Annotated in this window: 18 protein-coding genes; 4 read left to right on the top strand and 14 right to left on the bottom strand. The window is 65.0% G+C overall.

Going from position 1 to position 21,207, the window contains the following annotated elements:
- Window positions 1–254 precede the first annotated feature (254 nt).
- The 14 genes from FSZ13_RS13310 to dnaA form a co-directional block, all read right to left on the bottom strand.
- Window positions 255–998, bottom strand: a complete 744-nt coding sequence (locus FSZ13_RS13310; protein WP_145480485.1) for a pyridoxine 5'-phosphate synthase — start codon at window positions 996–998, stop codon at window positions 255–257.
- Window positions 995–1,279: a hypothetical protein gene (locus FSZ13_RS13305; protein ID WP_145480483.1), complete on the bottom strand. Its 285-nt coding sequence runs from the start codon at window positions 1,277–1,279 to the stop codon at window positions 995–997. The genes FSZ13_RS13310 and FSZ13_RS13305 overlap by 4 nt, the downstream gene beginning before the upstream one ends.
- A gap of 66 nt (window positions 1,280–1,345) precedes the next feature.
- Window positions 1,346–2,815, bottom strand: coding sequence for a cardiolipin synthase (gene cls, locus FSZ13_RS13300; protein WP_145480482.1), 1,470 nt, complete (start codon window positions 2,813–2,815; stop codon window positions 1,346–1,348).
- 103 nt (window positions 2,816–2,918) lie between these two features.
- Window positions 2,919–3,335 (bottom strand): ExbD/TolR family protein, encoded by a 417-nt coding sequence (locus FSZ13_RS13295; RefSeq protein WP_145480480.1) that lies wholly within the window; start codon window positions 3,333–3,335, stop codon window positions 2,919–2,921.
- A gap of 3 nt (window positions 3,336–3,338) precedes the next feature.
- A complete protein-coding gene (locus FSZ13_RS13290; protein WP_145480478.1) occupies window positions 3,339–3,764 on the bottom strand; it encodes an ExbD/TolR family protein in 426 nt (141 codons plus the stop codon).
- A 57-nt stretch (window positions 3,765–3,821) separates the two neighbouring features.
- Window positions 3,822–4,583, bottom strand: a complete 762-nt coding sequence (gene exbB, locus FSZ13_RS13285; RefSeq protein ID WP_068848033.1) for a TonB-system energizer ExbB — start codon at window positions 4,581–4,583, stop codon at window positions 3,822–3,824.
- An 83-nt stretch (window positions 4,584–4,666) separates the two neighbouring features.
- Window positions 4,667–5,335 carry an energy transducer TonB gene (locus FSZ13_RS13280; RefSeq protein ID WP_145480476.1) on the bottom strand — a complete coding sequence of 223 codons (669 nt, stop codon included), beginning with the start codon at window positions 5,333–5,335 and terminating at the stop codon, window positions 4,667–4,669.
- A 144-nt stretch (window positions 5,336–5,479) separates the two neighbouring features.
- On the bottom strand, window positions 5,480–6,688 hold the full coding sequence (locus FSZ13_RS13275) for a tetratricopeptide repeat protein (RefSeq protein ID WP_145480474.1): 1,209 nt from the start codon (window positions 6,686–6,688) through the stop codon (window positions 5,480–5,482).
- A gap of 132 nt (window positions 6,689–6,820) precedes the next feature.
- The gene (locus FSZ13_RS13270) at window positions 6,821–7,627 is read right to left on the bottom strand and encodes a M48 family metallopeptidase (protein ID WP_429000001.1); all 807 of its coding nucleotides are present in this window, start codon (window positions 7,625–7,627) and stop codon (window positions 6,821–6,823) included.
- Window positions 7,628–7,698: 71 nt separating this feature from the next.
- A complete protein-coding gene (locus FSZ13_RS13265; protein WP_145480472.1) occupies window positions 7,699–8,538 on the bottom strand; it encodes a CPBP family intramembrane glutamic endopeptidase in 840 nt (279 codons plus the stop codon).
- A 73-nt stretch (window positions 8,539–8,611) separates the two neighbouring features.
- A complete protein-coding gene (gene gyrB, locus FSZ13_RS13260; protein ID WP_145480470.1) occupies window positions 8,612–11,071 on the bottom strand; it encodes a DNA topoisomerase (ATP-hydrolyzing) subunit B in 2,460 nt (819 codons plus the stop codon).
- A gap of 111 nt (window positions 11,072–11,182) precedes the next feature.
- Entirely contained in the window at window positions 11,183–12,280 is a 1,098-nt protein-coding gene (recF, locus tag FSZ13_RS13255) for a DNA replication/repair protein RecF (protein WP_145480468.1), read from the bottom strand.
- An 821-nt stretch (window positions 12,281–13,101) separates the two neighbouring features.
- Complete coding sequence (dnaN, locus tag FSZ13_RS13250; protein ID WP_070208036.1) at window positions 13,102–14,202, bottom strand: DNA polymerase III subunit beta; 1,101 nt, start codon at window positions 14,200–14,202, stop codon at window positions 13,102–13,104.
- Between the two features lie 276 nt (window positions 14,203–14,478).
- Window positions 14,479–15,813, bottom strand: coding sequence for a chromosomal replication initiator protein DnaA (dnaA, locus tag FSZ13_RS13245; protein ID WP_145480466.1), 1,335 nt, complete (start codon window positions 15,811–15,813; stop codon window positions 14,479–14,481).
- A 252-nt stretch (window positions 15,814–16,065) separates the two neighbouring features.
- Here dnaA and rpmH point away from each other — a divergent pair, with 252 nt between their 5' ends.
- The 4 genes from rpmH to FSZ13_RS13225 all read left to right on the top strand — a co-directional run bounded on the left by rpmH (window position 16,066) and on the right by FSZ13_RS13225 (window position 21,207).
- The gene (gene rpmH / locus FSZ13_RS13240) at window positions 16,066–16,206 is read left to right on the top strand and encodes a 50S ribosomal protein L34 (protein ID WP_006404565.1); all 141 of its coding nucleotides are present in this window, start codon (window positions 16,066–16,068) and stop codon (window positions 16,204–16,206) included.
- Window positions 16,207–16,211: 5 nt separating this feature from the next.
- Window positions 16,212–16,691 (top strand): ribonuclease P protein component, encoded by a 480-nt coding sequence (gene rnpA, locus FSZ13_RS13235; RefSeq protein WP_145480464.1) that lies wholly within the window; start codon window positions 16,212–16,214, stop codon window positions 16,689–16,691.
- Entirely contained in the window at window positions 16,691–18,382 is a 1,692-nt protein-coding gene (gene yidC / locus FSZ13_RS13230) for a membrane protein insertase YidC (protein ID WP_145480462.1), read from the top strand. The genes rnpA and yidC overlap by 1 nt, the downstream gene beginning before the upstream one ends.
- A 143-nt stretch (window positions 18,383–18,525) precedes the next feature.
- Window positions 18,526–21,207: a polysaccharide deacetylase family protein gene (locus FSZ13_RS13225; protein WP_145480461.1), complete on the top strand. Its 2,682-nt coding sequence runs from the start codon at window positions 18,526–18,528 to the stop codon at window positions 21,205–21,207.

Below are 21,207 nucleotides of genomic sequence, written 5' to 3'. Positions count from 1 at the left end.
GGTGCTCATGGGTTAGTAGTATTACTAACCACAGGTGTATTTGGAAGGGGAACCGTTGCGGTCGCTGGGTTTGCGATGAATCGGTCGGGTTTTCTCCCCACGGTTATCCACAGGCTGTGAAAAGTTGGTCCTTTCAGTGCTGCGAGAGACACGCATGGCGTGTCGCTACGGTTGTGCGCGCGATTGCCAGGGACGCATGACGCGTCGCGACGGACAGGCGTGCGTAGTGACACGCCATGCGTGTCAACGCCATCTCAAAGCAACCCAAGATACCCCTTCACCGTTGCATCCAGCCCGGCATACAGCGCTTCGCTGATCAACGCGTGCCCGATCGACACCTCCAGCACGTCCGGCACCGCCTGCAGGAAATCGCGCAGATTCACCTGCGACAGGTCATGGCCGGCATTGACCCCCAGGCCGGCGGCCTGCGCGCGCCGCGCCGCGTCGGCGAACAGGGCGAGCATGACCGTGGCATCGCCGGCCGCATGCGCTTCGGCATAGGGACCGGTGTAGAGCTCGATCCGGTCGGCGCCGATGGCCGCCGCCGCCGCGATGTCCGGATTGCCGGCATCCACGAACAGGCTGACCCGGCAGCCGTAGGACTTCAGTTCGGCGATCAGCGGGCGCAGGCGCTCGCCGTCGCGGCCGAAGTCGAAGCCGTGGTCGGAGGTGAGCTGGCCATCGCTGTCGGGGACCAGCGTGGCCTGGGCCGGGCGCGTCTGCGCGCACAACGGCAACAGGCCGGGGTAGCCCGGGCGCAGCGGGGCGAAGGGGTTGCCTTCGATGTTGAACTCGACGCCGCGGGCGTGGGTGAGCGCCGACAAGGCCAGCACGTCCTCGGCGTGGATATGCCGGCGGTCCGGGCGCGGATGCACGGTGATGCCGTGGGCGCCGGCCTCCAGGCACGCGGTGGCCGCCTGCACCACATCGGGATCATGGCCGCCGCGCGAATTGCGCAGGACGGCGATCTTGTTCACGTTGACGCTGAGCTGGGTCATGGGCGCGGGGGCAGGTCGTTCTCTTCGCGGTCGGCGTCGCGACTGGCCTGGGCCAGTTCGCGCAGCCGGCGCAGTTCAGTGGGGTCGATGGCGGTGTAGAGGTCGCGTTCGCTGCCGGTGCCGCGCCCGCCGTCGCCGAAGGTCGCCAGGTAACGGCCGCGCACCCAGGCCAGCAGGAACAGCAGGGCGCCGAGCAGCGAAAGCATCATCAGGCCCGTGGAGGGCGTTTTGATGGCGAAGGCGAAGCAGCCGATCGCCAGCAGCAGGTACACCCAATACATAGCCGTTCTCCCCGGTTGACCGCGCCAGTGTAGCGCCGCGACCGGTGCCGGTTCCACGTGGCGCCGTTACAGCAGCGGCGAGGCGAGGCGGGCGAAGGCCTCGGGCACGCGGTGCAGCCACAGCGAGCGGCCCCGGTCGTTGCGGACCGGGCTGGATGCGGCGAACTCGGCGATGAGGATCTTCTCCAGCTCGGCCACGCAGCCTTCGTCGCTGATCATCATCGACAGTTCGAAGTTGAGCCGGAAGCTGCGATGGTCGAAATTGGCGCTGCCGGCGATGCAGACGTCGTGGTCGGCGATGAAGGCCTTGGTGTGCAGCATGCGCGGACCGTATTCGTAGATCTTCACCCCGGCCTGCAGCAGCTCGTCGAAGTAGGAGCGCGCGGCCTGGGTGACGAACCAGGAGTCGCTCATCTTGGGCACCAGCAGGCGCACGTCGAGCCCGCCGAGTGCGGCCGAGGTCAGTGCCATGCGTGCCGCTTCGCCGGGGACGAAGTAGGGCGTCACCAGCCACACGCGCTCGCGTGCTTCGTGGATGGCGGCCACCTGCAGGCGGTGGATGGTTTCCCAGCCCGAGTCGGGGCCGGAGACCAGCACCTGCACGTTGATGCTGCCTTCCTGCCGGCTGGGCGTGTCGTTGGGCCACAGCTGGGCGATGTTGAAGCGGTCCTTCGGTTCACCGGTGGCGTAGATCCAGTCTTCGACGAACACCAGCTGCAGGCTGCGCACCACGTGGCCGGTCAGGCGCATGTGCAGGTCGCGGTACGCATCGGGCCGACGGCTTTCATCTTCCTCATCGGTGATGTTGATGCCACCGGTGAACGCCACGCGGCCGTCGATCACCACCAGCTTGCGGTGGGTGCGCATGTTCATCCAGGGCCGCTTGAAAGGTTTGAGCAGCTGGCGGGGATGGAACCAGGCCACTTCCGCACCGGCGTCGCGCAGCGGCTTGAGGAAACGCCCGCGGATGCCCGAAGAGCCCACCGCATCGAGCAGCAGGCGAACGCGCACGCCGGCCTTCGCGCGTTCCAGCAGGGCATCGCGCAACGCAGTGCCGGCATGGTCCGGATTGAAGATGTAGTACTCCACGTGCACGTGGTCGCGCGCCTGCGCGATGGCCTCCAGCAGCGCGGCGTAGGTCTGCGCACCATCCACCAGCCACGTCACTTCGGTGGCCGAGCTCGGTGCCAGGCCGGTGGTGGCCTGGGCGATCTTGGCCAGTTCGGTGCAGTCCGCATCGGGCGGGCAGACGCTGCTGTAGTGCTCCATGCCGGAGCGCGCGCGGCCACGACGCAGGCGCTGCCGCTTCACTTTCTGCGGACCCAGCAGGTAATAGATGAAGAGCCCGAGGTAGGGCAGTGCGGCCAGCGACAGGATCCAGCTCAGCGTGGCGACCGGTTCGCGCTTCTGCAGCATGATCCAACCGATCAGCCACAGCAGGTACAGCACATAGGCAGCGATGAGCAGCGGGCGCAGGTGCGGAAACGCATCCAGCCAGTGGAGCCAGTCGGCAAGCGCGGGGTAGGTGGCAAGCATGCGCGGATCATAGCCGGACAAGCGCGTCCGGTGCGTGGATGAAAAAAAAGCGCCCCTGTTTCCAGGGGCGCTTTCCAGTCGCGTCATGACTTGGTGTTGCGTATTACTGCTGCTGCTGGAACCCGATCTTCTTCATCTGCGCGTTCTTCGCGGCGGCCAGGATCTTGGCCATCACGTCGTACTCGGAGTCCGGGCTGGCGTCGATGCGCAGCTCGGGCTGGTTGGTCGGGTCACGCTGCACTTCCTGCTCCATCCGCTGCTGGAGTTCGCCCACTGCAACCGGGCTGTTGTTCCAGAACACCTGGTTGCTGGCGTCCACCCGCAGCTCGACCGGCGGCGGCGGCTCGACCAGCTGCGGCGGTGGGTTGAGCACGCGCTGCGGCAGGTCCACGGCGATCGGGTAGGTCATGATCGGCGCGGTAACGATGAAGATGATCAACAGCACCAGCATCACGTCCACGAGGGGCGTAACGTTGATGTCTGCCATGGGGCCCTTGCCACCACCAGAACTGAATGCCATGGCTTACTGCCCCTTCTCTTTGGTGGCCACGAAGCCAACGTCGAGCATGCCCTGCTCCTGCGCGATCTTGGTCATCTCGTTGATGACACGCATCTTGGTGGTGCGGTCACCACGCAGGTTGAGCGGCGGCTGGGGGGTCTGCTGGGCGGCGGTCGCCAGGCGCGACTCGAGAGTCTGCTTGTCGATCTCTTCGTCGTTCCAGAAGATCGAGCCGTCTTCCTTCACCGCCAGGGTGATGGGACCCTTGCGATCGGCGGCTTCTTCCGGCTTCTGCACCAGGTTGGCCTCGGGCAGGTCGACCTTGACCTTGTGGGACATCAGGGGCGCCGTGATGATGAAGATGATCAGCAGCACCAGCATCACGTCCACGAGGGGCGTAACGTTGATGTCGGCCATGGGGCCGCCGCTGTTACCACTACTGAAAGCCATAACGGGCTCCGTCTAGATCGTGTTGACTACGTTCTCGCTGGGTACAGCGCGTCGCAATTAGCGGACGCGCGAACCGGTGGCGAAGAAGTCGTGCAGGTCGTGAGCGAACGTATCGAACTTGCTGATCGTGGCGCTGTTGATCTTGCTGAAGAAGTTGAAGGCGAACACGGCCGGGATAGCCACGAACAGACCGATCGCGGTCATGATCAGGGCTTCACCCACCGGGCCGGCAACGGCGTCGATGGAGGCCGAACCGGTTGCACCGATCTTGATCAGCGCGCCGTAGATGCCCCACACGGTGCCGAGCAGACCGACGAACGGAGCGGTTGCGCCGACGGTGGCCAGCAGGGTCATGCCCGACTGCAGGTTGTTGCTTTCGCGGGTCACGGCCTGGCGCAGGGCGCGGTCGACGAACTCCGAACGGCTCAGGTTTTCACCCAGGCCACCGGTGGCACCGCCTTCAGCGCGCTGGTGGTGGGCAGCTGCCTGGGCAGCGTCCAGGGCGATCTTCGAGAACGGCTCGGAAGCCGGCTGCTCTTCCATCGCACGGATGGCGTCCTGGGCGTTCGGGGTATCCCAGAACAGGCTCACGACCTTGTCGGCAGCGCTCTTCAGACGGGTAGCGCGGAAGATGTTGATGACGGTCCAGTACCAGGACATGGCCGACATGATCACCAGGGTCAGAAGCACGACCCAGGAGACGGCGAAATCGCCCGGCTTGGAGGTCATTTCGTGGATCAGATGCTCGAAGCCCATCTGCGAGAGGGCATTCGACGGGTTGCCCCCGGCAGCAGCGGCGATGAAGAGTTCCTGCAGCATGACGCTTACCTTTGTTGTGTGTGGTGATGAATGTTGTAGCTGGGTTCAAGTGACTGGTGGGTGGCCAACGGCCACCCGACCGGTCAATTCAGCGCAAAGTTGACCGGGACGCGGACGCGACCTGCAGCTTTCTTCCCGCCCGATTCGGCTGCATTGAAGCGCCACTTACGGGCGGCTTCCATCGCGGCGCGGTCCAGATCGCGGTTACGGCTGGACTTTTCGACCGTCACATTGGTGACGTTGCCATTGGCATCGACATCAATGATCAGGATGACTTCACCCTGGATACCTGCGCGGAATGCGGCCGGCGGGTAACGCGGGGGATTCATGGCTTTCGACGAGATATCGACGCTGGCCTCGATGGAGCTCGGCGGCTGCGGCGGACTCGGCGGGCTCGGAGGCGTGACGATGTCGTTCGGGCGCGGCTCCGGCACGTCGATCACCGGCGCCTGCGGCGGCGGCGGAACCGGCGACGGCTTCGGCGGCGACAGATTCTTCACCGGCGGCGGCGGCGTTTCGGTCGGCGGCGGCGGCGGCGGCGGCGGTGGGGGCGGCGGCGGAGCGTCGACCAGGGTCACCATCACGTTGCGTTCCTTTTCCGCAACGGCCTTCGGGGCCACGGCGGGAATCAGAAGCATCATGAAGGCGGCGAGATGCAATGCGATTACAAAGGCGATACCCACGATGCGCGGCCAGCTGAGGCCGGTGTCATCGCGTTGTTCGTACCTGTGAACGACTAGTTGTTCCGTCATGCGCCAAGAGCTCATTAGTGGGGCCGGGTACCCGGGGACCGGGACCCATGATCAGCGGTGCATGACACCGCAGGAACCTCCAAGCTTATACCAATCCTGAGCGCCTGCGCATCACTGGCGCAGGCATTCAGGCGTTATTCCTACTTACTTCAGGTTGATGATTTTCTTGGCATCTGCCTGGTTCTTCACACCCTTGGCCAACGCCTGCTGGGCAGCCGCCTTGGCTTCCGGAACACGGCCTTCAGAATGCAAGACGCGTGCCAGATTCAAGTAGGTTTCACCGTCCTTGGAAAGCGGGGCAGCCTTCTGCCACGCGTCGATCGCCTTCTCCACCTGCTGCGGCTCGGAGTAGTAGTACGCCTGCGCCAGGGCCAGGTAAACCTGGTAATCCGGCTTCAGGACGCCCTTCTGCAGGCCGTCGTTGATCACCGAGATGACTTTCTGTTCGTTGTTCTCGGCGTTGGCGTAGATCGAATAGGCCTGCTTGTACTCGCGCTCGTCGGTCAGCTGGCCGGCGGCAACCAGTTTGTCCATCACCGTCGCGGCCTTGTCCATCTGGTCGGCCTGCAGGTACATGCTGGCCAGGTTCATCTGGGCCTTCTTGTCGCTCGGGTTCTTGGCGGCCAGTGCTTCGGCTTCCTTGACCGCTTCACCGGTCTGGCCGGCTTCGGCCATGGCGCCCATCAGCAGCTGGTTCCAGCTGTCCTTCGGCGCGTCGCTGCCGGCGATGGCGGCCTTGATCACCGGAATGGCTTCCTGGTAACGCTCAAGCTGGTACAGGGCCTGGCCCTTGATGATCAGCTCTTCCGGCTTGGTCGACTTGGATTCGGCGAAATACTTGTCCAGCGTGGCCAGGCCAGCCGCGGTTTCGTCGTCCTGGATCTGCAGCTGGCCGAGCATCAGCATCGACTGGAAGTGGCCGTTGTTGTCCAGGCCGTTGAATTCCAGCACCTGCTGCAGGTACTTCTTGGCCGCAGCGGTGTCATCAGTCTGGTACGCGGCCTGCGAGGCGAGCTGCGCAGCCAGCGACTTGTCGTAGGCATTGGCAGCGCTGTTGGCCAGGATTTCATTGGCCGAAGCCAGCGTCTCCGGGAACTTCTGGTCGTTGTAGCTGTCAATCAGTTTCTGCAGCTGCTTGCCCAGCTTCGGCGAGGACTTGGCGCTCGGCTCTTGGCGGGTCGCCTGGGGGTACAGCGCTTCCGCCTTGGCTTCGTCCTTCTTGCCACCACGGCGTTCGCTGCCGCTGCGGTCGGAAGAACGGGACTGGGCGACGGCGTCAGTGACCACGGCGCCACCGAGGGCGGTCGCGATGAGGACGGTAAGCACGGCTTGCTTGTGGTTGCTGAAAATCATCTTTCACCTCGGTCAAACCGCCGTGGCGGCATCAAATCGGACTGTCAGAAAAATCTGAGCCGCCAAACGTATCAGAAACCGCTGACGTGAGAAATCGTTTCCGATGCTGCAGCACAGCATCCTTTAGTCGAATCAGCCGCACTTCGGGCGCCGCCCTGAGGCCTGGGCCTGCTGGAAAACACCGCTCAGCGACGGCGCGTCGCGCTGCAGCTCGCGGATGCGATTCGCTGGATCAGGGTGGGTGGACAACCATTGCGGCGAGCGCCCGGCACTGGCGGCCATCATGTTCTGCCACAGGTTGACCGCCTGGGCCGGGTCGAACCCTGCCTCGGCCATCAGGCGCTGGCCGACCACGTCGGCCTCGCTTTCCTGGGTGCGCGAGCCGGGCAGCAGGAAGGCGGCCTGGGCACCGGCGCCGCCGAGCTGGTTCACCGTACTGGCTGCACCGTCGCCGTAAGCCGCGCCGGCGAGCGCGCCAAGCACGGCCAGACCGGTCTGCGCGCCCATCTGGCGGGTGAGCCGTTCTTCGTGGTGGCGGGAGATGACATGGCCGATCTCATGGCCGATCACTGCGGCCAGCTGGTCCTGGTTTTTGGCGACGGTGAAGATGCCGGTGTTGACGCCGACCTTGCCGCCGGGCAGCGCGAAGGCATTCGGTTCGGGGTCGACGAATACCGCCGTTTCCCACCGTACGCCACGGTACTGAGAAGGCAACTGCGCGACCAACGCGTTGACCACGCAGTGCACGTACCCGTTCTGGCGCCCGTCGGTGCTGATTTTTTCTTTCTGCCTGGTTTCGGCGAACGCCTTCGCGCCCAGCTGGTCCAGTTCGGCCTGCGACACGCCGCCCACCATCTGGCGCCGCCCGGTGGGCGAGGTGGTGGTGGCGCAGGCACTGACCATCAGGGTGATGACAAGTCCGAGCAGCAAGGGTTTCAAGGCGGGGACTCCCGTGTTCATGTCAGCAGTTTGGCCGAACGGACGTAAGGTTTCGTCAAGCCGGCAAACACTCAGTGCAGCCCCAGGAAAACCAGGGCCGCCAGCGCGATGGCGTTGTTCAGTGCGTGCGCGACGATCGGCGCCCACAGGGTGCCGGTGCGCTGGTACAACCAGGCGAACGCCGCGCCCATGCCGCCGTAGACCAGCCACAGCTGGGCGATCTCCCACGGACCGTTCTCGCTGGTGCCCGGCACTTCGTGGACCAGCGCGAACGCCAGACTGCTGAGCAGCATGCCCAGCCAGGGTCGACCGGCCTGCCACAGGCGCCCGAACAGCACGCGGCGGAACAGCAGTTCTTCATAGGCCGGGGCCAGCACGATGGCGAACAGGGCCAGGAACCAGGGGAAGCGTGCCAAGGCCTGTTCCATCAGCGCCAGGTTGGTGGGCACCGGTTCGATCCCGGCCTGCCGGGCCAGCCAGGCGATGCCGTTGCTGCCGATCACCACCGCGGCCGCCACCAGCAGGGTCCAGCCCCAGGTGGACGGTCGCCGTGCAGCCTGCCACGAGGCGCTGCGTTCGCTGGCGTCGGCGCGCCGGCGCAGGAAACACAGGAACACCGCCGCGCCGCCGGTGGCGAACAGGGCCATCAGGATCTGCGCGAGTGCGCCGGGTTGGCCGACCTGCTGCGCCAATGCTTCGGCCGGTTGTACGCCGGTTTCGCGCACCACGATCACCGCGCGGTACATGCCCCAGAGCAGGCCGCTGGCCATGCTGAGCCCGAGCAGGGTGAGGGTGGCGATACCGAGATCGATCAGGAACCCCGCGATCGGGGATCCAGGCTTCCGTTGGGGCGCCTTCGGCAGGGCGGGAGGCAGCGGAGGCGTCGTGGACGCCGGGGCGGTAGCGGACATCGGGTTCCTGGCAGCAAGAGGCGGCGGCCGGGCCGGTTGCAGGTCGCAACCGGCCGGCCCTGAGCCGATTGTGTCAGATATCCAGGTTGGCGACCCGCAGCGCGTTGTCTTCGATGAAGTCGCGGCGCGGTTCGACCACATCGCCCATCAGGGTGCTGAAGATCTGGTCGGCGGCCACCGCGTCTTCGATGCGCACCTGCAGCAGGCGGCGCGTATCGGGGTTCACCGTGGTGTCCCAGAGCTGCTCCGGGTTCATTTCACCCAGGCCCTTGAAGCGCTGGATCTGGCGGCCCTTCTTGGCTTCGTCCAGCAGCCAGTTGCGGGCCTCGGCAAACCCGGAGATTTCCGAAGACTTGGCACCGCGCACGATCTTCGCGCCATCGCGGATCAAACCGTGCAACAGCAGCGAGGACTGGTGCAGGGCACGCAGCTCGCCGGTTTCGAACGCGGCCAGCGGCAACACCTGGATCAGCGATTCGCCCATGTGGCGACGGGTCACCAGCACGGCGGCGGGGCGCTGCTCGGTGGGTTCCTGCAGTTCCAGGCTGAAGCGCGGCGAGCCCAGGCTGCCCTGGTTGAGGCGTTTGGCGAGCGCAGCCAGGCCTTCGTTTTCGCCGGCCTTGCGCAGGTGCTCCAGGTCCATCGGGGTGAAGTCGACCAGGGCTTCAAGCAGTTGGCGGTCGTAGCGATGGGCATTGCGGCCGATCGCTTCCTGCGCCGACGCGTAGGCCAGCAGCAGCTTTTCCAGCGCCACGCCTTCGATCGCCGGCTCGTTTTCGGCCGGGATCAGTGAAGCATTTTCCACCGCATTGCTGGCCAGGTAGGCGTCCAGTGCGGGATCGTCCTTCAGGTACAGCTCCTGCTTGCCCTGCTTGATCTTGTACAGCGGCGGCAGGCCGATGTAGACGTGGCCGCGCTCGATCAGCTCCGGCATCTGCCGGTAGAAGAAGGTCAGCAGCAGGGTGCGGATGTGCGCGCCGTCGACGTCGGCGTCGGTCATGATGATGATGCGATGGTAACGCAGCTTGTCCGGGTTGTACTCGTCGCGGCCGATGCCGGTACCCAGCGCGGTGATCAGCGTACCGACCTGGTCGGAGGCGAGCATGCGGTCGAAGCGCGCGCGTTCCACGTTGAGGATCTTGCCGCGCAGCGGCAGTACCGCCTGGTTCTTGCGGTTGCGGCCCTGCTTGGCCGAGCCACCTGCCGAGTCACCCTCGACGATGAACAGTTCGGACAGCGCCGGGTCCTTCTCCTGGCAATCGGCCAGCTTGCCGGGCAGCCCGGCGATATCCAGCGCACCCTTGCGGCGGGTCAGGTCGCGCGCCTTGCGCGCGGCTTCGCGGGCACGGGCGGCATCGACGATCTTGCCGGCGATGGCCTTGGCTTCGTTCGGGTTTTCCTGCAGGAACTCTTCCAGGCGCTGGCCGAACGCGCTTTCCACGGCCGGGCGCACATCCGAGCTGACCAGCTTTTCCTTGGTCTGGCTGGAGAAGCTGGGGTCGGGCACCTTCACCGAGAGCACGGCGATCATGCCTTCGCGCATGTCATCGCCGGTCAGGTTGATCTTGGCCTGCTTGGCGATGCCGTTCTGCTCGATGTAGTTGTTGAGCACACGGGTCAGCGCGCCGCGGAAGCCGGCAAGGTGGGTACCGCCGTCCTTCTGCGGGATGTTGTTGGTGAAGCAGTACATCGTTTCCTGGTAGGAATCGGTCCACTGCAGCGCCACGTCCACGGTGATGCCGTTGGATTCACCGGTGACCGAGATGACGTTCGGGTGCAGCGGGGTCTTCAGCTGCGCCAGATGCTCCACGAAGCTGCGGATGCCGCCTTCGTAGTGGAAATCGTCGCGGCGGCCATCGCCACGCTCATCCACCAGGACGATCTTGACCCCGGAGTTCAGGAACGAGAGTTCGCGCAGGCGGCGCGCCAGGATCTCGTAGTGGAACTCGACGTTGTCGTGGAACGCGACCACCGACGGCCAGAAGCGCAGGGTGGTACCGCGCTTGGTGCTGGCTTCCACCTGGGCCAGCGGGCTGACGGCCGCGCCATCGGCGTATTCCTGGTGGAAGTGGAAGCCGCTCTGGAAGATGTCCAGGGTGAGCTTCTGCGACAGCGCGTTGACCACGCTGACGCCGACGCCATGCAGGCCGCCGGACACCTTGTAGCTGTTGTCGTCGAACTTGCCGCCGGCGTGCAGCACGGTCATGACCACTTCGGCAGCCGAGACTTCGCGGCCGAGCTTCTGGCTCATCTGCGCATGCTTGCCGGTCGGAATGCCGCGACCGTTGTCGGACACCGAGACCGAGCCGTCGGCGTGGATCGTCACCGCAACGTGGTCGGCATGGCCGGCCAGCGCTTCGTCGATCGAGTTGTCGACGACTTCGAACACCATGTGGTGCAGACCGGTACCGTCATGGACGTCGCCGATGTACATGCCGGGCCGCTTGCGGACCGCCTCCAGGCCTTCCAGGGCGGTGATGCTGTTGGCGTCGTAATTGCCGGTGGGTGCCGGAGTGTTCTGTTCTTCAGTCATCGCGCTTGCCATAGGCTCCGCAGTTCGGGCCGCCGCCGCAGGGCGGGGCGCCGATGGATTAGGGGTTGCAACGGCAATTATACCAGCCGGGGGCTACTGCCCCTGGCCCCACTATGGCATAGCCTGAACCTGCCCATGTTCCACGTGGAACCGGGTGATGTCGGTGCGGCCTTCGAGTGCCGCCGGGGTCTCGGTAGCGGTGATGAATATCTGTGCCGGGCCTGTTCGCAGGCGGTCCAGCACCCGTGCCTGGTGGGTCCGGTCGAGCTCCGAGGCGATGTCGTCCAGCGCGATCACCGGCCATTCGCCCCGCTGTTCCGCGTAGTCCTCCGCCTGCGCGAGCAGACAGGTGAGGGCAGTAAGCTTGGCCTGGCCGCGCGAGAGCGCATCACGACCCGGAATGGTGGCGAAGCCCACGCTCCAGTCGGCCCGGTGCGGGCCTACCGAGGTATACCCCGCCAACCGGTCACGCTCGCGGGCCAGCAGCAACGCATCGGACAGTGAAACATCCTGCTTCCGCCAGCCCGGGCTGAGCGAGAGCGACTGGATCTCAAGGTTCGGGGCCAGTTCCTGCGCAAGCTGTATCGCCCTGTCCTGCAACCGGTCCAGGTAGTGTTGGCGGCGGCTGGTGAGCGGCTCGCCTGCCTCGGCGAGCTCCCGATCCCACGCGTCCAAGGCGTGGGAATGGCCGCCTTGCTTGAGCAGGGCGTTGCGCTGCTTCAATGCCCTCGAATAGCGACGCCAAAGCGCGAGGAAGTCTGGTTCCACGTGGAACAAGCCCCAGTCGAGGAAGCGTCGGCGGGGCTCCCCCCCTCCGCTGACCAGGGCGTGGCTACCGGGTTCGAAGCTCACCACCGCCAGCGCCGCGCAGAGGTTGCCGAGCTGCGCCACGTCTTCGCCATCCAACCGGCCCTTCCAGTCCTGGCCGCTGTGTCGCAACCCCGCCTTGCGTCGAGTAGTAGCTTCAGACAATGCGCGCTGCTCGTCCCATTCGACGAACACCTCGAGTGCCTCAAACCCTTGCCGCACAAGGCCGTCGCGGACCCGCCCGCGGAAACTGCGTCCGTAGGCCATCACATGCAGCGCTTCCAGCAGGCTGGTCTTACCGGCACCGTTGTCGCCCGTGATCAGATTGATGCCCGGCTGCGGAGCAAGTTCCACGTTGTCAAAACGACGGACGTTGTGGAGGGAAAGGCGGCGAATATGCATCCCGCCATTGTAGAGCCACGCCCTGCGTGGCTGGGGTTCTGCCTTCACCTGCTGCAGGTCGGTGCGGTATCGCGTTCCTGCACTCTCCGCCTACCCCCTGAATTCTTTGAAATCCATCAGACGAGCAGGGCCTGTGCCTTGCAGATTTCAAGGAATTTGAGGGTTTTCAGACCAGGCTGCGGGGGTCTTCTCGGCGAAGGGGGCGCGGATTCATGAAATCTGCGCGGCATGTGTGTGCCAGGTTCCACAGATCGTGAAACATGCGCGGCTGTGCAGGCAGAGTTACCCACAGCCGCTCTGTATGACTTATGCACAAGTGCTGGGCAGGCTGTGGATAAAAAAGCCCCCAGAAGACCCTGAAAACATATCCACAGGCTAACCCCCACCCCCAGGGGCCTTTTTACAGGGGGTTTCGGACCTAATAAAGCTTTTGAAATCAAATGGATAAGGTACTTTTCAACCAAATCTGGCTCTACCACCACCACCTAGCTTTAGATTTATATACAGTTTTTAGAAGCATAGAGCTGTAGACCAGGGTGCTGAAGCTGAGGTCATGAGTGAATCCAGACGAGGCTGGATTGCCCAGCGTAGAGCCACGCCCTGCGTGGCTGAATCAACGCAGATCTGGATCGTCGTCGACCACATCGGTAGTCGCTTGGCTGGCACGCTGCAGGCATCGACGGTTGCTGCGGAATCCTGTGCGAGAGCAGCCACGCAGGGCGTGGCTCTACGGGGTCCGTTGCTCCACGTGGAACGTCCTGGAAATAAAAAAACCCGGCGCCAGGCCGGGTTCTTTTTGACGCTGTTCCACGTGGAACAGGTCAGAGGCGCAGCGGCATGACCACGTGGCGCGACTTCTCGCTGCTGGCTTCGCGAACCAGCGCCGAGGAGTTGGAATCACGCAGCTGGATGACGACGTGTTCGTCGCGCAGCGCCGAGAGGGCATCCAGCAGGTAGTTCACGTTGAAGCCGATGGCCAGATCGCTCACGGTGGTATCCGCTTCGATCTCTTCCTGGGCTTCTTCCTGCTCAGGGTTGTGCGCGCTGATCTTCAGGTTGCCCGGTGAGACTTCCACGCGGATACCGCGGTACTTCTCGTTGGACAGGATCGCGGCGCGCTGCAGCGATGCACGCAGCGCTTCGCGATCCACCTTCACTTCGCGGTCGGCGCCGATCGGGATGACCGCTTCGTAGTCCGGGAAGCGACCGTCGATCAGCTTGGAGGTGAAGGTCACATCGTCGCGCTTGACGCGCACGTGGCTGCGGCCGACTTCCAGCTCGATCTCGCGATCACCGCTTTCCAGCAGACGCTGCAGCTCGGTCACGCCCTTGCGCGGCACGATGATCTGACGCTTCGCGCCACTGGCCTTTTCCAGGTCGGTTTCGCACAGCGCCAGTCGGTGGCCGTCGGTCGCCACGGTGCGAAGCGCATCGCCGCGCAGGTCGAACAACAGGCCGTTGAGGTAGTAGCGCACGTCCTGCTGGGCCATCGCGAACGCGGTGCGTTCGATCAGCTCCTTCAAGGTCGCTTCGCCGATCGCTACGCGCTCGGTGGCTTCAACCTCGTCCACCGACGGGAAGTCGTTGGCGGGCAGGGTAGCCAGGGTGAAGCGGCTGCGGCCTGCCTGGACAGTGATCTTGTCGCCGCTCTGCGAGACGGTGATCCGGCTGCCATCGGGCAGGGCGCGGATGATCTCGAACAGCTTGCGTGCCGGGATGGTGGTCTCGCCGTCCTGGGCATCTTCCACCGCGATCCGCGACACCATCTCCACTTCCAGGTCGGTACCGGTCAGCGACAGCTGGCCGTTCTGGACCTGGACCAGGAAATTAGCCAGAACCGGCAAGGTCTGGCGGCGTTCGACCACGTTGACGACTTGTGCCAACGGCTTGAGAAAGGCTTCGCGCTGCAGTGTGAAACGCATGTGGTTCCGTGCCCCTATGCTTTAAAAAAATGTGGAATAAATCAAAAGCTTGGTGGTGATGGTAGTGCCAGAATCGCTGAAAAACTCAGCTAAGTCTTTGTAAATAAAGGCCTTTATGGCCTCGAAACCCTCTGTACTACTACCCCCCAAGGGGTGGGGAAGCCTGTGGATAAAAATCCCGCCAACTCAAACGGGTTTTTTATCCACAGCATGTCCCTCGCTTACACCCGGATTTTGCACCGTTTTATGCGATGACGCGCGGGTGGCGTGCATGCATCATTCGCTCAACTTCCGGATCAGCTTGTCCCAGTCTTCCCGCAGCTTGCCGTCGGTCTCCATCAGCGTCCGGATCTGCCGACACGCATGCAGCACCGTGGTGTGGTCGCGACCGGCAAAGGCATCGCCGATTTCCGGCAGGCTGTGCTCGGTCAGTTCCTTGGTCAGGGCCATGGCGACCTGTCGCGGACGAGCCAGCGAGCGGGTCCGGCGCTTGGACAGCAGATCCTTGATCTGCAGCCCGTAGTAGTCGGCCACGGTCTTCTGGATGTTGGGAATGCTGATCGCCTGTTGCTGGGCGCGCAGCAGGTCGCGCAGGGTTTCCTGGGCGAAGTCGGTGGTGATCGCGCGGCCGGTGAAATTGGCGCGGGCGGTCAGGGTATTGAGCGCACCTTCGAGGTCGCGGACATTGGAGCGCATCTTCTTGGCAATCAGAAACGCCACATCGTCGGGAATCTCGGTGCCACGTTCGCGGGCCTTGGCCAGAACGATCGCCGCGCGGGTCTCGAAGTCAGGCGGCTCGATCGCTACCGATAGGCCCCAGGCCAGTCGCGACTTCAGGCGCGCTTCCAGGCCTTCGACTTCGCGCGGGTACCGGTCGCAGGTCAGGATGATCTGCTGCTTGCCGTCGAACAGGGCGTTGAACGTGTGGAAGAACTCTTCCTGGGTCCGATCCTTGCCGGCGAAGAACTGGATATCGTCGATCAGCAGCGCGTCGACCTGCTGGAACTGGCGCTTGAACTGATCCATGGTCTTTTCCTGCAACGCACGGATCATGGCGCTGAAGAACTGTTCCGAGCGCAGGTACAGCACCTTGGCGGCCGGGTTGGCCTGGCGCATGGCGTTGCCGGCGGCGAACATCAGGTGGGTCTTGCCCAGGCCGGTCCCGCCGTACAACAGCAGCGGGTTGTGCGCACGGTCGCCCGGTTTCTGCGCCGCCTGGAACGCCGCGGCCAGGCCCAGCTGGTTGCTGCGGCCTTCGACGAAGTTGGTGAAGGTGTAGTGCGAATCCAGGTTGCCGGCGAACGGCACCAGCGGTTCGACCACGGCGGCAGGCGCCGAGCTGGCCGAAACCGGCGCGATCTGCGCCTCCACGGCCCGCGGACGCGAGCCGATTTCAAGAAAAACGTCGCCAAACCCGGCGAAATGCGCCAGCAGTTCCTTGATCCGGGCCAGGTACAGGGCACGGACCTGGTCGACGATGAAGGCATTTGGCGCATACAGCACCAGGCTGTCCGCGCGCAGATCGGCCTGCAGCGGCTTCAACCAGGTGTGAACATCTTCGGGCGGGAACTCCGCCTCAAGGCGTTCGAGACAACGGGACCAGGCATCCATCGGCAATAATCGTCTGGGGCCGGCGCAAAGGCGTGAAAAACCGCCACGGCGCAGGCCGGAAGGGGAAAGAATGGATGGCGCAGACTACCACCGTCGCCGGGGTCCGGGAATGCTTGTCCCGAAGTTATTCACAAAATGATCCACAGCTATTGCACAGGCCGATGAAATCCCGTAGTGACACAGGCTTGACGCGCCCCGGGGTAGGTCTATAGAATTTCCGGTTCTTTCCGTCCCCTTCATATAGAGGCCCGCATGGCCACCAAGCGCACTTTCCAACCCAGCAACCTCAAGCGTAAGCGCGACCATGGCTTCCGTGCCCGTATGAAGACCGCTGACGGCCGCAAGATCCTGTCGCGTCGCCGCGCCAAGGGCCGTAAAGTCCTGAGCGCTTGATTGCAATGCCGCTTCCCGCGGCAGACGCAATCCTGACTGTGAGCAGTTCCGACCCGCGCAAGCGATTTCCTCGCTCTGCGCGGGTTCGTACGCGTGCCGAATATACAACGGTCTTCAACGGCGCCCGCCGTGTGTCCGAACCGCTGATGACCCTGCACTGGCTGAAGAGCGACACGCCGGCCAGGCTGGGTCTTGCCGTTTCGCGAAAAGTCGACCCCCGAGCCGTGGGTCGCAACCGTATCAAGCGTGTGCTGCGCGACGCCACACGCCACCTACGGCCGTGGATGACTGCCGGCGACTATGTCGTGGTAGCCCGCAGCGCCGCCCGTACCGCAAGCAATACCGAGATCCGCCAGGCCTTTGAACGCCTGTTGCGCCGGCTGGGCGCATTGCCCATGCCGGGCGCGGACGGCACAATGCCGCCGCTATCCCTTTCCCAGTCCGAGCCGGCACCTGCTGCCAGCCCCGTCGAGCCTGCACGCTGATGAACCAGACCCGCGTTTTCCTGATTGTTGCCTGGCTGATGGTAGCCATCCTGCTGTGGATGGAGTGGGGGCGCGACAAGACCGCGCCGGCCCCGACCGCGCCGGTGGCGGCCCAGACCCAGGGCACCGTCCCGGGGGCTGCGGGCACCGTGCCCAGCGCCAACGTGCCGCACGCTCCGGGCAGCGCCCCGGCCGTTCAGGCTGCGGCCCAGGCCAGCGCCGGTGCGCCGCGGGTAACCGTCACCACCGACGTGCTGCGCCTGGTGCTCGACGGTGGCAACGTGCTCGACGCCGAGCTGCTGCAGTTCCCGCAGACCAAGGACGACGGCAGCGCGCCGGTGCGCCTGCTGACCGAAGACCCGGCCCACCCGTACCGCGCAGTGACCGGCTGGACCAGCCAGGACAAGAGCGTGCCGGTGCCGGAAGCCGATGGCTTCAAGCTGGTGGGTGACGCCAAGGACTTCGTGCTGGCCAAGGGCCAGGACGAGCTGCAGATCCCGTTCGTCTGGAACGGTCCGAACGGCGTGACCATCCGCCGCACCTTCACCGTCAACCGCAACGAGTACGCGGTCAAGGTCAAGGACGAGGTCATCAACGCGGGCACCAGCCCGTGGAGCGGTTACGTGTACCGCACCCTGGACCGCACGCCGACGATCCTCTCGCGCAGCATGACCAACCCGGACTCGTTCAGCTTCAACGGCGCGACCTGGTTCGATAACGACGGCAAGTATCAGCGCCGTGCGTTCAAGGACTACCTGGAAGATGGCCCGCTGAACCAGCAGGTCACCGGCGGCTGGATCGCCATGCTGCAGCACCACTTCTTCACCGCCTGGGTGCCGCAGAAGGACCAGGCCGCGAACTACTCGCTGTCCCAGCATGACGGTCGCGACCAGATCCAGGCCACCGGCCCGGCGTTCACCGTGGCCCCGGGCCAGCAGGTGAGCAGCGAAGCGCGTCTGTGGGTGGGCCCGAAGCTGGTCAACCAGATCGCCAAGGAAGACGTGCCCGGCCTGGACCGCGTGGTCGACTACAGCCGCTTCTCGATCATGGCCGTGATCGGCCAGGGCCTGTTCTGGGTCCTGAACCAGGTCCACAAGGTCGTCAACAACTGGGGCTGGGCCATCGTGGGCCTGGTGGTGCTGTTGAAGCTGGTGCTCTACCCGCTGTCGGCGGTGCAGTACAAGAGCGGTGCCAAGATGCGTCGCTTCCAGCCGCGTATCGCACAGCTCAAGGAACGCTATGGCGATGACCGCCAGAAGTTCCAGACCGCGATGATGGAGCTGTACAAGAAAGAGAAGATCAACCCGATGGGCGGCTGCCTGCCGATCCTCATCCAGATGCCGATCTTCTTCGCGCTGTACTGGGTGCTGGTGGAATCGGTGGAACTGCGCCAGGCGCCGTGGCTGGGCTGGATCCAGGACCTGACCGCACGCGACCCGTACTTCATCCTGCCGGTGATCAACGTGGCGGTGATGTGGGCCACGCAGAAGCTGACCCCGGCACCGGGCATGGACCCGATGCAGGCCAAGATGATGCAGATGATGCCGCTGATCTTCGGCGTCATGATGGCCTTCATGCCGTCCGGCTTGGTCCTGTACTGGGTGGTCAACGGCGGCCTCGGCCTGCTGCAGCAGTGGTGGATGACCAAGCGCCACGGCAGCGACCCGATCCCGGCCACCGCCAAGAAGTAACCGGTAGCAGACGACCGTTGGTCGTCTGGCTTTCAAAAGAGAAAACCCGCCCTCCGGCGGGTTTTTCTTTGCCGGCGATACAATCGCCTGCATTCACCCACCCGCACCACCCACACCCACCCGCACCACCCACCGAGCCCCCCATGCGCCGTGCGTCGTCGTTGTTCCGCCTGCCGTCCCTGCTGCTGCTGACCCTGGCCCTTGCCAGCTGCGGCAACGACGACCCCGCCGCACCCACCGCCACCGCCACGCCAACCCAGGCCAGCGCCGACGCCGCGGCCTCGGCCGACCCGGCTGCCGCGCCGCTGCTCACCGCCCTGCAGAAGCAGCTCGACGGCCATCGCCGCATCATCGTGCTGCTGGCCGATGAGGCACAGCAGTCGGCCCGCGACCGCGAGACCTCCAGCCGCATCGGCCAGCAGCTGTTCCACGATGGGCTGGACCAGCGCCAGGCCATTGCGACCGAGTTCGATACGCTGCTGCGCGGTAGCAGCCCGCAGCGCTTTGCCACCCTGGGCACGGTGCTGGACTACATCGAATCAGCGCCCGAGCTGTACGACGCCGACCGCCTGGCGTTCCGCGAAGTGCTGCGCGACCTGCACGAGCGCGTCGGCGCGGACTCCTCGCTGCCGGCGGTAAAGCTGCACCAGCGCATTGGCGAAGACCTGGACGCGCTCGATGAGATCGAACGCAACTACAACCAGGAAATCACCAGCATCTTCAGCCGTTTCGACCGCACCCGCGCGATCACCCTCAAGCGCGAGAAGTGGGAGGACTACCTGGCGCATCTGCACAAGCAGTACAGCCGCGAGGCGATCCTGCGCGACTACGGGGTGATCGAGCCGTACCCCATGTCGATGAAGGACAGCGAGCGCGAAATCTTCGGCCGCGACCTGCCGCCCAGGACGGTGGTGCTCACCTTCGATGACGGTCCGCACAAGGCCTATACCGACGAAGTGGCGGCGATCCTGAAGCGCTACGACGTGCCGGGGGTGTTCTTCGAAGTCGGTCGCAACCTGGGCGAGGTGCACGCCGATGGCAGCGTGAAGCTCGGGCCGATGGCCGGGATCAGCCGCAACCTGATGGAGCAGGGGTACGCGGTGGGCAACCACAGCCTGACCCACGCGCAGTTGTCGCGCACCACCGGCGACGCACTGCGCCAACAGGTGCTGGCCACCGACACGCTGCTGAAGGACGTGGACAAGCGCCGCGCGCCGCTGTTCCGCTTTCCGTACGGCGCGCGCAACGCCGAAGGCCTGCAGCTGCTCAACGAGGCGGGCCTGAAGTCGATCATGTGGAACATCGACTCGATGGACTGGGCCGACCCGGTACCGGAGTCGATCGTGCAGCGCGTGCTGGGCCAGGTGCAGAAGGAGCAGCGTGGCATCATCCTGTTCCACGACATCCACGACCGCGCGGTGAAGGCCCTGCCGCAGATCCTGGACCAGCTGATTGCCGATGGCTACCAGTTCGCCGGCTGGAATGGCCGCGACTTCACCGTCAGCCGTCCGCGCAGCGCCGCAGCCAGCGAAGCCACGGTGACCACCGGCTACGAGAAGTCGTGGGCGATCGTGATCGGCATCGACGAGTACGCCAAGTGGCCGCGGCTGGAATACGCCAGCCACGATGCGCAGGCCATCGCCGACACGTTGACCGGGCAGTTCAAGTTCCCGTCGTCGCAGGTGATCGTGCTGAAGGACAAACAGGCCACCCGCAACAACATCCTGGCCGCCTTCCACGACCGCCTGGCCGATGACCGCACCGGGCGCAACGACCGCGTGTTCGTGTTCTTCGCCGGCCATGGCGCCACGCGCCGGCTGGCGTCAGGGCGCGACCTGGGCTACATCATCCCGGTGGATTCGGACCCGAATGAGTTCGCCACCGACGCTATTGCGATGACCGACATCCAGAACATCGCCGAAAGCATGCAGGCCAAGCACGTGATGTTCATCATGGACGCCTGCTACAGCGGCCTCGGCCTGACCCGCGGCGGCCCCTCGTCGTCCGCGTTCCTGCGCGAGAACGCCAAGCGCAGCGCGCGGCAGATGCTCACCGCCGGCGGCAGCGACCAGCAGGTGGCCGACAGCGGCCCGAACGGCCACTCGGTATTTACCTGGGTGCTGCTGCAGGCGCTGGCCGGCAAGGGCGACCTCAATGGCGACGGCCTGATCACCGGCACCGAGCTGGCCGCCTACGTGGCACCGGCGGTGTCGGCGGTATCGCGGCAGACCCCGGCATTCGGCAGCCTGCCCGGCTCGCAGGGCGGTGAGTTCGTGTTCCAGGTGCCCGACAGCCAGGAATACCTCAACGCCGATACCAGCCAGCTCTCGGCCGACGCGATCGCGCTCAACAACCGGGTGGATGCCGCGCAGGACGCCAAACCGCCCGGCGAGGCGCCGGTGACCGTGGCCGATCTGCAGGGCGGCAAGAGCACGCTGGTGGTACCGGGAGCCGTGCCGACCTCCGACCGCCAACGCGCGCAGCAGGCAAACGACCGCGGCCTGCTGCTATACCGCGAGAAGCGCTATGACGAGGCGGTGGCCCAGTTCACCGAGGCGTTGAAGCTGCGCCCGGACTTCGCCCAGGCCGCCAACAACCTCGGCTTCGTCTACTACCGCCAGCAGCGTTACGCTGAAGCGGCGCGCTGGCTGGAAAACACGCTGAAGATCGACCCGTCCCGCGCGGTGGCCCACCTCAACCTGGGCGATGCCTACTTCCACGCCGGCGACAAGAACAAGGCCAGGCAGGCCTACACCACGTACCTGGCGCTGCAGCCGCAGGGCAGCGGCGCTGCCCAGGCCCGCGCGCAGCTGGAGAAGCTCTAA

Origin of the sequence: Stenotrophomonas rhizophila (assembly GCF_007667275.1) — a bacterium.
Lineage (GTDB): Bacteria > Pseudomonadota > Gammaproteobacteria > Xanthomonadales > Xanthomonadaceae > Stenotrophomonas > Stenotrophomonas maltophilia_AE.
This window is presented reverse-complemented; position numbering and strand designations above follow the sequence as displayed.